The 12,340-nt window shown below is 55.4% G+C and carries 14 protein-coding genes and 1 pseudogene; 13 read left to right on the top strand and 2 right to left on the bottom strand.

Annotation, left to right across the window (positions count from 1 at the left end; translation table 11 throughout):
• Positions 1-7 precede the first annotated feature (7 nt).
• The 13 genes and pseudogenes from MDG893_RS03915 to MDG893_RS03865 all read left to right on the top strand — a co-directional run bounded on the left by MDG893_RS03915 (position 8) and on the right by MDG893_RS03865 (position 9,951).
• On the top strand, positions 8-793 hold the full coding sequence (locus MDG893_RS03915; protein WP_007152424.1) for a 1,6-dihydroxycyclohexa-2,4-diene-1-carboxylate dehydrogenase: 786 nt from the start codon (positions 8-10) through the stop codon (positions 791-793).
• A gap of 182 nt (positions 794-975) precedes the next feature.
• On the top strand, positions 976-1,302 hold the full coding sequence (locus MDG893_RS03910; RefSeq protein ID WP_007152423.1) for a 2Fe-2S iron-sulfur cluster-binding protein: 327 nt from the start codon (positions 976-978) through the stop codon (positions 1,300-1,302).
• Between the two features lie 5 nt (positions 1,303-1,307).
• A complete protein-coding gene (locus MDG893_RS03905) occupies positions 1,308-2,231 on the top strand; it encodes a catechol 2,3-dioxygenase (protein ID WP_007152422.1) in 924 nt (307 codons plus the stop codon).
• 31 nt (positions 2,232-2,262) lie between these two features.
• Complete coding sequence (locus tag MDG893_RS03900; protein ID WP_007152421.1) at positions 2,263-3,723, top strand: 2-hydroxymuconic semialdehyde dehydrogenase; 1,461 nt, start codon at positions 2,263-2,265, stop codon at positions 3,721-3,723.
• Positions 3,724-3,730: 7 nt separating this feature from the next.
• Positions 3,731-4,603, top strand: coding sequence for an alpha/beta fold hydrolase (locus MDG893_RS03895; RefSeq protein ID WP_007152420.1), 873 nt, complete (start codon positions 3,731-3,733; stop codon positions 4,601-4,603).
• The gene (gene dmpE, locus MDG893_RS03890; protein ID WP_007152419.1) at positions 4,603-5,388 is read left to right on the top strand and encodes a 2-oxopent-4-enoate hydratase; all 786 of its coding nucleotides are present in this window, start codon (positions 4,603-4,605) and stop codon (positions 5,386-5,388) included. The genes MDG893_RS03895 and dmpE overlap by 1 nt, the downstream gene beginning before the upstream one ends.
• A gap of 23 nt (positions 5,389-5,411) precedes the next feature.
• The gene (locus tag MDG893_RS03885) at positions 5,412-6,347 is read left to right on the top strand and encodes an acetaldehyde dehydrogenase (acetylating) (RefSeq protein ID WP_007152418.1); all 936 of its coding nucleotides are present in this window, start codon (positions 5,412-5,414) and stop codon (positions 6,345-6,347) included.
• Positions 6,348-6,360: 13 nt separating this feature from the next.
• Entirely contained in the window at positions 6,361-7,398 is a 1,038-nt protein-coding gene (dmpG, locus tag MDG893_RS03880) for a 4-hydroxy-2-oxovalerate aldolase (RefSeq protein ID WP_007152417.1), read from the top strand.
• Positions 7,395-8,189 (top strand): 2-oxo-3-hexenedioate decarboxylase, encoded by a 795-nt coding sequence (dmpH, locus tag MDG893_RS03875; RefSeq protein WP_007152416.1) that lies wholly within the window; start codon positions 7,395-7,397, stop codon positions 8,187-8,189. The genes dmpG and dmpH overlap by 4 nt, the downstream gene beginning before the upstream one ends.
• A gap of 13 nt (positions 8,190-8,202) precedes the next feature.
• Positions 8,203-8,394: a 2-hydroxymuconate tautomerase gene (locus MDG893_RS03870; protein ID WP_007152415.1), complete on the top strand. Its 192-nt coding sequence runs from the start codon at positions 8,203-8,205 to the stop codon at positions 8,392-8,394.
• Positions 8,395-8,434: 40 nt separating this feature from the next.
• A complete protein-coding gene (locus tag MDG893_RS20875) occupies positions 8,435-8,596 on the top strand; it encodes a hypothetical protein (protein ID WP_157132742.1) in 162 nt (53 codons plus the stop codon).
• A gap of 119 nt (positions 8,597-8,715) precedes the next feature.
• Positions 8,716-8,816 (top strand): annotated as a pseudogene (locus MDG893_RS21370) (IS1595 family transposase); the annotation flags it as partial.
• A 109-nt stretch (positions 8,817-8,925) separates the two neighbouring features.
• A complete protein-coding gene (locus MDG893_RS03865; RefSeq protein ID WP_007152414.1) occupies positions 8,926-9,951 on the top strand; it encodes an AraC family transcriptional regulator in 1,026 nt (341 codons plus the stop codon).
• Between the two features lie 79 nt (positions 9,952-10,030).
• Here the strand turns inward: MDG893_RS03865 and MDG893_RS03860 are convergent.
• Both MDG893_RS03860 and MDG893_RS03850 read right to left on the bottom strand, forming a co-directional pair.
• A protein-coding gene (locus MDG893_RS03860; protein WP_425268448.1) for an IS3 family transposase occupies positions 10,031-11,166 on the bottom strand; the annotation gives its coding sequence in 2 pieces (ribosomal slippage) (positions 10,031-10,914 and positions 10,914-11,166; 1,137 coding nt in all).
• 470 nt (positions 11,167-11,636) lie between these two features.
• Positions 11,637-12,326: a TSCPD domain-containing protein gene (locus MDG893_RS03850; protein WP_007152411.1), complete on the bottom strand. Its 690-nt coding sequence runs from the start codon at positions 12,324-12,326 to the stop codon at positions 11,637-11,639.
• Between the last annotated feature and the right edge of the window lie 14 nt (positions 12,327-12,340).

Genomic DNA, 12,340 nt, shown 5'->3' with positions numbered 1-12,340 from the left:
TAGCTAAATGAGAGTTGAACGTTTTGAAAACCGCGTCGTTGTGGTGACCGGTGCTGCCCAAGGTATTGGTCGTGCTGTTGCCCTTCAGATGGCTGCCGAAAAAGCTAGCCTGCTGCTGGTGGATCGCTCCGAGTTCGTCAAAGAGGTGGCCGAGGAGGCCCTGGACGCTGGCGCGGCAAGCGTCCAGATAAGCGTCGTTGATCTGGAACGGTACGCGGATGCCTGCAAGGCAGTCGATTTGGCGGTAAGTCATTTTGGCCGCATCGACATATTGATCAATAACGTTGGCGGTACGATCTGGGTCCAGCCCTATGAAGTCTACGAGGAAGTGCAGATCGAAGCCGAGATTCGTCGCTCCTTGTTTCCGACCCTTTGGTGTTCCCATGCAGTTTTGGCACAGATGCAAAAGCAGCAAAGTGGAGTGATCGTGAACGTGTCATCCCTTGCAACCCGAAGTACTAACCGTGTGCCCTATGCGGCGGCCAAGGGTGGCGTAAACGCTTTGACCGTGTGTATGGCGTTTGAAAATGCCAAATATGGAATCCGTGTCAATGCAGTAGCACCCGGTGGTACTGATGTTGGCCCGCGGCGGATTCCTCGTAATAGTGAAGCCATGAGCCAATTGGAGAAGGGGTGGTATCAGGCTATCGTTGATGAGGCTACCGAAACGAGCTTCATGAAGCGCTACAGCGTACCGGAAGAGCAGGCCAATGCCATACTTTTCCTGGCGTCTGACGAGGCTTCCTATATCACAGGTACGGTGCTGCCGGTGGGTGGCGGGTATCAGGGGTAACCTAACCCTTTGCTCCAATTAAGAAGTTCGCACTGATTACGCCGGTGGTTGAGTAGTGCGCCTTTGCCTCAAGTTAGGAAGATAGTTTCGAACTAACTATGGAGAAATGCTTGGGAGCGGCTGACGGCACGTTTGAAATGTAACGTTGGGCTCCTCAAGGAGATCTGATTTGAGGGTGAGCCATGGCCGGATTTCAGGTGTCTAATCGCACAACGGGAGACCGCTTTACCTGCCAGGAGGGCCAGAGTGTGCTCAAGGCTATGGAGCAGAGGGGTCTGAAGTGTGTTCCTGTGGGCTGTCGGGGTGGTGGTTGCGGATTTTGTAAGATCCAAGTTCTGGAAGGGCACTTCGAGTGCGGCAAGATGAGCAGGCGGCATGCCCCGCCCGAAGCCGTTGAAAAAGGCGAAGTTCTAGCCTGCCGGATCTATCCTCTGACGGATCTAATCATTGAGTGTATGCCTCTTCCTGAGAGGACACTTGCGAAGCAAACAACAAAACTGTTGAGGTGATTGCCATGAAAAAGGGTGTCATGCGTCCCGGCCACGTCCAGATCCGCGTTCTCGATATGGGCGAAGCCATTGAGCATTATACGGGCTTGATGGGTCTGATTCAAACCGATCGCGACGACCAGGGGCGGGTGTATCTGAAGGCCTGGTCTGAAGTGGACAAGTTCTCCGTGGTCCTGCGCGAAGCGGACGAGCCTGGCTGCGACTTCATGGGCTTCAAGGTGGTTGACGAAGAGGTCCTGGTCCAGCTGGAAAAAGACCTGGTGGATTACGGCGTTGACGTTGAGCAGGTACCGGCAGAGGAGTTGAAGGATTGCGGTCGTCGTGTTCGCTTCACGGTGCCTTCCGGCCACGCCTTCGAGCTGTATGCCGATAAGCTCTATACGGGTAAATGGGGTCTTTCCAGTGTTAATCCGGAGGCCTGGCCGCGTGGTCTGAGGGGCATGAAAGCCGTGCGCTTTGACCACTGTCTGTTTTACGGTCCTGAGCTGGCGGCGACTTACGATGTTTTTGTCAATGTCCTGGGCTTCGATCTGGTCGAGCAAGTATTGGATCCGGAAGGCACACGGGTGGCGCAGTTCCTGACCGTCTCCATGAAAGAGCACGACGTGGCGTTTATCCATCACGAGGAGAAGGGCAAGTTCCACCACGTCTCTTTCCACCTGGAAACCTGGGAAGACGTCCTGAGGGCGGCGGACCTGATCACCATGACCGATACGTCCATCGATATCGGTCCGACCCGTCACGGTCTGACCCACGGCAAGACCATCTATTTCTTCGACCCGTCCGGCAACCGCAACGAAGTGTTCTGTGGCGGTGATTACTTCTACCCGGATCACAAGCCGGTCACCTGGAAGACGGAAGAGCTTGGCAAAGCGATTTTCTACCACGACCGGGCACTGAACGAACGGTTCATGACGGTGCTGACCTAACCCAATACTGGCTTCACGGGAATGAGCAGCAATGAAAGACATAAAACACTACATCAACGGACAGTACGTTGGGTCGGCCAGCGGCAAGCTCTTCGACAACATCAATCCGACTAACGGCCTGTTGATCAGCAAGGTTCACGAAGCCGGCCGGGAGGAGGTGGATGCCGCCGTCAAGGCTGCGAAAGCGGCCTTGAATGGCCCTTGGGGCAAGATGACGCTGGAGCAACGGAGCGGCATCCTGCACAAGGTGGCCGACGGCATCAACGCGCGATTTGACGAGTTCCTCGAGGCAGAATGCCTCGACACCGGCAAGCCGAAGTCGATGGCTAGCCACATCGACATTCCCCGGGGCGCTGCGAATTTCAAGGTGTTCGCTGACATGGTCAAGAACGTGCCCACGGAATCCTTCGAGATGCCAACACCGGATGGCACCGGAGCCCTTAACTATGCCGTTCGTCGCCCCAAAGGTGTGATCGGCGTGATCAGCCCCTGGAACCTGCCATTGCTGCTGATGACTTGGAAAGTCGGGCCTGCTCTGGCCTGTGGCAACACCGTGGTGGTCAAGCCCTCCGAGGAAACCCCCACCACCACCGCCCTGCTGGGCGAAGTGATGAAAGACTCTGGCGTACCGGACGGGGTGTTCAACGTGGTTCACGGCTTCGGTGGGGATTCCGCCGGGGCTTTCCTCACCGAGCATCCGTTGGTGGATGGTTTCACCTTTACCGGCGAGACCGGCACCGGCGAAGTCATCATGAAGGCTGCCGCCAAGGGCATCCGGGATATCTCCCTGGAGCTGGGTGGCAAGAACGCCGGCCTGGTGTTCGCCGACTGCGATATGGACAAGGCCATCGAGGGCACCATGCGCTCAGCCTTCGCCAACTGTGGCCAGGTTTGCCTGGGCACCGAGCGGGTTTACGTCGAGCGTTCCATCTTCGACGAGTTCGTTGGCCGACTGAAAGAAGCCGCAGAAGGCATGAAGATTGGTCCGCCGGATGATGCCGAGGCGGATATGGGGCCACTGGTCAGCCTCAAACACCGGGAAAAGGTTCTGTCCTATTACCAGAAAGCCGTTGATGACGGTGCCATGGTAGTGACCGGTGGTGGCGTTCCCGATATGCCGGAGGAGCTGGTCGGTGGTGCCTGGGTTCAGCCCACCATCTGGACCGGTTTGCCGGAAAGTTCGACGGTGATTACCGATGAAATCTTCGGCCCCTGTGTCCACCTGTGCCCGTTCGACACCGAAGAGGAAGCTATCGAACTGGCCAACAGCCTTCCTTACGGACTGGCATCAGCAATCTGGAGCGAGAACATTACCCGCGCTCACCGAGTCGCAGGCCAGGTTGAGGCAGGCATTATCTGGGTCAACAGCTGGTTCCTGCGAGATTTGCGCACACCCTTCGGTGGCAGCAAGCAGTCCGGTATTGGCCGTGAGGGCGGTGTGCACTCCCTGGAGTTCTACACCGAAATGAAAAACATCTGCGTGAAACTGTGAGCCGATTATGACTGCACCTGAAAACAGCCCGGAAATCGGGCGTGAGATAACCGCTGCCGGCTACCGCACCAACGTGCATGACCATGGTGCCGCCAATGGCAACAGTGATGTTCCGGTCATGATGATTCACGGCTCCGGCCCCGGCGTGACCGCCTGGGCGAACTGGCGCCTGGTGATTCCGGAGCTGGCGAAGCACCGCCGTGTGGTGGCTCCGGACATGCTCGGCTTCGGGTACACCGAGCGCCCTGAAGACAACACCTATAATCGGGAACGCTGGGTGGCTCATGCTATTGGCGTTATGGATGCATTGGATCTGCAACAGGTGGATCTGGTGGGTAACTCCTTTGGCGGCGGCCTGGCCCTGGCCCTGGCTATTGAGCACCCGGAGCGGATTCGTCGTCTGGTGCTGATGGGTCCGGCAGGTGTTAGTTTTCCCATCACCGAAGGGTTGGATGAAGTCTGGGGTTACGAGCCTTCCCTCGAAAATATGCGCCGCCTGATGGATGTGTTTGCCTTTAACAAAGGCCTGCTCACCGACGAACTGGCGGAGATGCGCTATCAGGCCAGCATCCGCCCCGGTTTCCAGGAATCCTTTGCCGCCATGTTCCCGGCACCGCGTCAGCGTTGGGTCGACAATCTGGCCAGCGAGGAGAAGGACATTCGTGCGTTGCCCCACGAGACTCTGATTCTTCATGGCCGCGAAGATGAAGTGATTCCCCTGAAGGCATCACTCAGGCTGGCAGAACTGATTGACCGCGCCCAGCTTCACGTGTTTGGCCGTTGCGGCCACTGGACCCAGATTGAACATGCCAGCCGGTTTGCCCGGCTGGTGAACGACTTTCTGACCGAGGCCGATCAAGCGGCTTCAGGAGCAGAATAATGGAACAGACACGTATACAGGCGCTGGGTGACGAGCTTTACCAGGCCATGCTCAGCCGGGAAGCAGTTGCACCGCTGACCGGCCGTGGCGAAGACATCACCATTGACGATGCCTACCACATTTCCCTGCGCATGCTTGAACGCCGCCTGGCGGATGGCGCCTCGATTATCGGCAAGAAGATCGGCGTGACCAGCAAGGCGGTTCAGAACATGCTCAATGTTCACCAGCCGGATTTCGGCTATCTGACCGACGACATGGTGTTCAACAGTGGCGAAGTCGTGCCCATCAGCGACCGGCTGATCGCACCCCGCGCCGAGGGCGAAATTGCCTTCATCCTGAAGAAAGACCTGAGCGGCCCCGGGATTACCAATGCCGACGTACTCGCAGCCACAGAGTGTGTGATGCCCTGTTTCGAGATTGTCGATTCCCGCATCCAGGACTGGAAGATCGCCATCCAGGACACCGTGGCGGATAACGCGTCCTGTGGTCTGTTTGTGTTGGGCGATCAGGCGGTTTCTCCCCGCAAGGTGGACCTGGTGACCTGCGGCATGGTGGTGGAAAAGAACGGCAGCGTGCTGAGCGCCGGGGCCGGCGCTGCGGCCCTGGGTTCCCCGGTGAACTGCGTGACCTGGCTGGCTAACACGCTGGGCGAGTTTGGCATCACCCTGAAAGCCGGTGAGGTCATCCTGTCCGGCTCCCTGGTGCCGCTGGAACCGGTCAAGGCCGGTGATTACATGCGCGTGGATATCGGTGGTATCGGCAGCGCTTCCGTGCGCTTCGCCTGACCCGGATTGAAGAGGACAACATCATGAGCAACAAAATCAAAGCCGCCATCATCGGCTCGGGCAACATCGGTACCGACCTGATGATCAAGATCCTGCGCGCCGCCGAACACATCGAGATGGGGGTGATGGTGGGGATTGATCCCGAATCCGACGGCCTGGCCCGTGCCGCCCGCATGGGCGTGGCCACCACCGCCGAAGGTGTGGAAGGTCTGGTGAAAATGCCCGAGTTCGCCGATATCCAGGTGGTGTTCGACGCCACCTCCGCCGGCGCCCATGTTCACAATGACAAACTGCTGCGGGAACACAAGCCCGATATCCGTGTGGTGGACCTGACCCCGGCGGCCATCGGCCCCTACTGCGTGCCGGTGGTGAACCTGGAGGAACATCTGGCCGAGGGCAACGTCAACATGGTCACCTGTGGTGGCCAGGCCACCATTCCCATGGTGGCGGCGGTATCGCGAGTGGCCAAGGCCCACTACGCCGAAATCGTCGCCTCTATCTCTTCTAAGTCCGCCGGCCCCGGTACCCGCGCCAATATCGACGAGTTCACCGAAACCACCTCCAAAGCGATTGAAGTGGTCGGTGGTGCCGGCAAGGGCAAGGCCATCATCATCCTGAACCCTGCGGAGCCGCCATTGCTGATGCGAGATACCGTTTACGTGCTTTCGGATGCCGCAGACAAGGCCGAAGTGGAAGCCTCCGTTGAAGAGATGGTCAAGGCCGTCAATAGCTACGTGCCGGGCTACCGGCTCAAGCAGACCGTGCAGTTTGACGACATTCCTGAAGATCAGCCCATGAACGTCCCGGGCCTGGGCCGCTTCAGCGGCCTGAAGACCTCCATCTTCCTGGAAGTGGAGGGCGCCGCCCATTACCTGCCGGCCTACGCCGGCAACCTGGACATCATGACCTCCGCCGCCCTCGGCACCGCCGAGCGTATTGCTGAATCGTTGGTCAACTGAGGAGGGTATTCCCATGACATTCAATCCCGGCAAAAAACTCTACATCTCCGATGTGACCCTGCGCGACGGCAGCCACGCCATTCGCCACCAGTACTCCATCCAGAACGTGCAGGACATTGCCCGTGCCCTGGATAAGGCCAGGGTCGATTCCATCGAAGTGGCCCACGGTGACGGCCTGCAGGGCTCCAGCTTCAACTACGGCTTTGGTGCCCACACTGACCTGGAGTGGATTGAAGCAGTCTCTGATGTCATCGAACACGCCAAGATCGCCACCCTGTTATTGCCTGGTATCGGCACCGTCCACGACCTGGACAACGCCTACAACGCCGGCGCCCGCATTGTTCGTGTGGCCACCCACTGCACCGAAGCGGATGTGTCCAGGCAGCACATTGAGCACGCCCGCAAGCTGGGCATGGACACCGTCGGCTTCCTGATGATGAGCCACATGCAGACCCCACAGGGGTTGGCGGAGCAGGCCAAGCTGATGGAAGACTACGGCGCTACCTGCCTGTACGTGGTCGACTCCGGCGGCGCCATGAACATGAACGACATCCGTGATCGCTTCCGGGCGCTCAAGGACGTTCTCAAGCCGGAAACCGAAACCGGCATTCACGCCCACCACAACCTGGCTCTCGGTGTGGCCAACTCCATCGTGGCGGTGGAAGAAGGCTGTGACCGGGTTGATGCCTCCCTGGCCGGCATGGGTGCCGGTGCCGGCAACGCGCCGCTGGAAGTGTGCATTGCAGCCTTCGACAAGATGGGTTGGGAGCATGGCACTGATGTGTACGCCCTGATGGATGCGGCTGATGACATTGTCAGGCCGCTGCAGGACCGTCCCGTCAGAGTGGACCGTGAAACTCTGGCGCTGGGCTACGCCGGTGTGTATTCCAGCTTCCTGCGCCACTCCGAAGTGGCGGCGCAGAAGTACGGCCTGAAGACCGTGGATATTCTGGTGGAGCTGGGCAAACGCCGCATGGTGGGTGGCCAGGAAGACATGATTGTGGACGTGGCGCTGGATCTGCTGGCGGCACAGAAGGAGCAAAACGCATGAGCAAGACATTAAGCCGAGATCAGGTGCTGGCGCTGGCCGAGCACGTGGAAAACGCCGAACTGCAGGCACACGACATCACCAAGGTCACCAACGACTACCCGGACATGACCTTTGAGGATGCCTACGACGTGCAGTGGGAAATCCGTCGTCGCAAGGAAGCCCGCGGGAACAAGATCGTAGGCATGAAGATGGGACTCACCTCCTGGGCGAAGATGGCCCAGATGGGTGTTGAGACTCCGATCTACGGGTTCCTGGCGGATTATTTCAGCGTGCCCGATGGCGGCGTGGTCAACACCAAAGAGTTGATTCACCCCAAAATCGAAGCCGAGATTGCCTTCGTCACCAAGGCGCCCCTGAAAGGCCCCGGCTGCCATATCGGCCAAGTGCTGGCAGCAACGGACTTTGTGATCCCTGCCGTGGAAGTTATTGACTCCCGCTACGAGAACTTCAAGTTCGACCTGGTGAGCGTCGTGGCAGACAACGCTTCATCAACCCGGTTTATCACTGGCGGCCAGATGGCCGATGTGGCGGATGTGGATTTGAAAACCCTGGGTGTGGTGGTCGAGAAGAACGGTGAAGTTGTCGATGTAGGTGCGGGCGCTGCCGTGCTTGGTCATCCGGCGTCCAGCGTGGCGATGCTGGCCAACCTGCTGGCAGAACGGGGTGAACATATCCCAGCGGGCACCTTCATCATGACGGGCGGTATCACCGCAGCGATCGCCGTGGAGCCTGGTGACAATATCACCGTACGCTACCAGGGGCTGGGAACTGTTTCTGGCCGATTTGTATAAACAAGGAGGCTCTATGCCCATTGCCCAACTTTATATTATTGAAGGCAGAACCGACGAGCAAAAGGAAACTCTTATCCAGGAAGTGAGTGAGGCTATGGCCCGTTCCTTGGATGCGCCAATGGATCGTATCCGGGTGATGATCACGGAAATGCCCAAGCAGCATTTCGGCATTGGTGGCCAATCTGCAAAGAAACTGGAGCGTTAAGCCCCGGCAATTACTGCGAAATTTTCTTCGGAGAAGTAACGTGAACAAATCGCTACGTCAGCCTCATCAGCAAACTAATCCTCCAGAGATTGAGCGACAGGCAGATAAGATCTCACTCACCCTGCACTGTGTCGAGCCCCCGCAGACCGAGTTGACGGAAGCCCAGAACCAGTTTGATCTCGCTATTGATCGCCTTAACTAGGTGTTTACGTCGCATGAGCCAAGAGCATTGACTGGGCGATTGGATGTCCGGCGACATTGTATCGTGCAGTTCCCCGTCATTGCAGGCCTTGCGCGCCTACTTTCGACGGGTTGAAGTCACGGGTCAGGCTCAAGGCTATGATTCTACGCTTTCTTACGGTAGCCGCGAGAAAACCACTGACGCCATATCAGGCCCTGAAGATGATGAGCCTTATGTATAATCAGGACTCCTTTTGACCCCGTCATCACCTACTGCAATGGATTTTGGGCTCGAATAGGCTAAAATTTCCTAAAATCACAATGACAAAAATCAAAAATAGGATAAATAAGATGACTAAGTTGCTAGCTAATGTTTTAAGTCAGGCGACGGTTTTCGAATTCGCTCATCCGGAAGTGGTCTCGGAATTTGTAAACAAAAAAATTGGCCGTCACACAATTGAAGTAATGAATAGCCAAAAATCTCTATCACGTTTGAGTTTTACAGAAATTTCTGGGCTTGGGCTATCCTCTATTTCCTATGGTGGTGAGGTAAAAATCAAAAGTCCGGAGCTAGAAGATGCATTTCACTTGCAAATAATAACGGAAGGCGAGTGCAAGATCACTTTTAAGGACGAAAAAGTTCTTTTGAAGAAAGGTGACGCAATAATATTAAATCCGCATGAATTAATAATACTTGACTATTCTCATGACTGCGAAAAGCTAATCATTAATGTGCCTGAAAGCGAATTTCAGTCTGCTGTCATTGGTGATCTGGGGCATATTCCGAAATCAGGTATTCGTTTCAAACGACTTCCAGTAAGCCTTTTTTGTTTCCCGTCATTGGTGAAACTCTTTGAGTCTGTATTTCTGGAGGTTGAGAATTTTGACTCTGACCTTTTTTGTGTTTTTGATCCATACAAAGAAATTATGGTAAAGAAAATTTTGCGAACATTTCAAGGAAATTTTAATATATATGAGAAGTCTGTGAATGCTCATCCCTGCATGGAAAAAATTACTCAATATATAGATAATAATCTGAAGAATGATATTAGCTTAGATGAGTTATGTTTTATATCAAAGGTTAGCGTTCGTTCAATTTATAATATGTTCTCTGCCTCATTTTCAACAACTCCTAGAAGTTATATAAAAAACAGAAAGCTTCAGAAGGTTAGGGAGGAATTGCTAGGTGGCCGCGCGAAAAATGTTACTGAGGTTGCGTTCGATTACGGATTTATGCACTTAGGGAGACTGTCTTGTGATTATAAGAAGCTATTTGGTGAGTTGCCTTCTGAAACCCGAAGGGCGTTACTGCTAAACGATACAAAAGTAAGCGAACATTATGGTATTCCCCCCAACAAAATAGAGACGCCCCATTAGTTAGGGGTTCTACCCCGTTTCCACGGACGGGTTTAAAACGGCGGTGGACTTACCCCGATACGCATGACACACCCCAGCCTCAAACGGAGGCCATTTCAAAGGCCTCTGGGCTGACGCCTCCCAGGTGGGTATGACGCCGGACTCGGTTGTAAAACACTTCGATGTAGTCGAACACATCTGCTTTGGCCAGGTCACGGGTTTTGTAGATCCGTTTGCGGATCCGTTCCTTTTTCAGGCTGCTGAAGAAGGATTCCGCCACCGCATTATCCCAGCAATTACCCCGACGGCTCATGCTGGGATCCAGGTTATGGGCTAGACAGAAACGATGCCAGTCATCACTGCCGTATTGGCTGCCCTGATCCGAATGCACCAACACTTTTTCCTTCGGTCGCCGACGCCAAACGGCCATCAGCAGCGCATCCACCACCAAGCTACGGTGCAGGGTGGGTTTCATCGACCAGCCCACCACGCGGCGTGAGAACAGGTCGACCACCACCGCCAGATACAACCAGCCTTGCCAGGTGCGGAGATAGGTAATGTCGGTTACCCAGGCTTTGTCCGGGTGACTCACCGTGAATTCGCGCTGAAGCTTGTTCGGGGTAAGGATCGACGGCCTCCCGGCGATCACCCTGGGCGCTTTATAGCCTCGCAGTGCTTTGATTTTATGCTCTTTCATCAACCGGGCGACTCGGTTCTTGCCGCAGGTTTCGCCAGCCTCCCGAAGGTCCAGAAACACTCGTGGCGCGCCGTACACGCCAGAGCTGCCTTGATAAGATGCCAGGATCTGCGCTAGCAGCCGCTGGTCATCAATCGCTCGGTCAGACAAGGGCTTATGCAGCCAATGATAGAATCCGCTGCGAGCCACCTGGAGCACGCGACACATGGTCATGGTGTCGAATTGGTGTCGGTGATCGTTGATGAACCGGTACTTTACTCGGGCTCTCTGGCAAAGTACCGAGCGGCCTTTTTTAGGATATCCCGCTCTTCTTCAACCCGGCGCATCTGAGCACGCAGCCTGAGAGTCTCGCTCTTGGCTTCGACCAACTCGGCGGCTTGTTCATCAGACTTATCCGGTTTCACGGCCTTAACCCATTTGTAGAGGCTGTGAGCCGAGACTCCCAGTCGTTGCGACACTTCGGCGACGGTATAGCCCCGTTCCAGCACTTGTCGAACCGCTTCGTTCTTGAATTCCGGGGGGTAACGTTGGCTGCTCATGACAGTTCCTCCTATGCTCTAATCATAGGCTAGGAGTGTCTAGTGGACCGGGGTAAGTCCAATCATAGGCTAGGAGTGTCTACTGCACCGGGGTAAGTCCAGCCTCTTTTTAGGAATGTCCGCAGTAACGGGGTAGGAACCCCCCGTCTCACGGTCGACAATCATAAAGCGTTGTTCTCTAGGCGTAATGTGTGAGAACTGCACAACTTTTTTCGGGGCTTTTGGTCTAGATGACATTTGGATACTTGAAACCTAAAAGATAAAACTTGTTTTATAAAAAACAATAAAAACAAGGTTTTGAAGGATTATTCTTATGTATCCGCTAGTATAGTGCGTTTAACCCGTTCAGCAACTAAGATCTTACGAAGTGATGGGGAAGTGGAATAGTAATAAAAAGCCCCCGAAGAACAAGGTTTCGGGGGTCAAAGATTGTAAATCTGTTAAAGCTATCAAGTAACCAGTTTATATGGCTATGAACACTTACTATCGCCACAAGACAGGCAAGTCGCACACCCATCCATCACAATCACCGCCTTGGTGTTGCACTTGCCGCACATGGTGGCGTTGGGCGGGTAGTCGCCGGCTTTGTCGTCGTTCGTGGCCGTGGTGTGGCTGGCTTCGAATTCGGCGCGTTTTTCGGCGAGGATGCGTTTGGTGACTTCGCTCATTTCCTCGCTTTCAATCAGGCCGATGGCCTTGAGGTGCTTCTCGATTACGGCGCCGATTTCGGCGACGAGAGAGGGCATGAACACGCCGCCTTTCTTGAAGTAACCGCCGTTGGGGTCGTACACGCTGCGCAGTTCTTCCACCAGGAAGGTCACGTCGCCGCCTTTGCGGAACACGGCGGAGACAACGCGGGTGAGGGCGATAACCCACTGGAAGTGCTCCATCGACTTGGAGTTGATGAACACTTCGTACGGCTGCCGGCTTTCGTGGTCAGTGCCTTCGTTGAGCAGGATGTCATTAATGGTGATGTACATCGCGTGCTCGGCCACCGGCGGTTTGATCTTGTAGGTGGTGCCCAGCAGGAAGTCCGGCCGTTCGATGTATTCGTTCATCTCAACCGGTTTGTTTTCCGGCTGCGCGGCTGGCTGAGCTGCTTCTGGGTCGGCTTTCTTTACGCGGTAGCCGACGATTTTGTTGCTGATTTTAACGGTCATGTTCGTTGTCCTGT

It is taken from the genome of Marinobacter algicola DG893 (assembly GCF_000170835.1).
GTDB classification, from domain to species: Bacteria; Pseudomonadota; Gammaproteobacteria; order Pseudomonadales; family Oleiphilaceae; genus Marinobacter; species Marinobacter algicola.
Note: the sequence above shows the minus strand (reverse complement) of the source record. Positions and strands in the feature narration are given on the sequence as shown.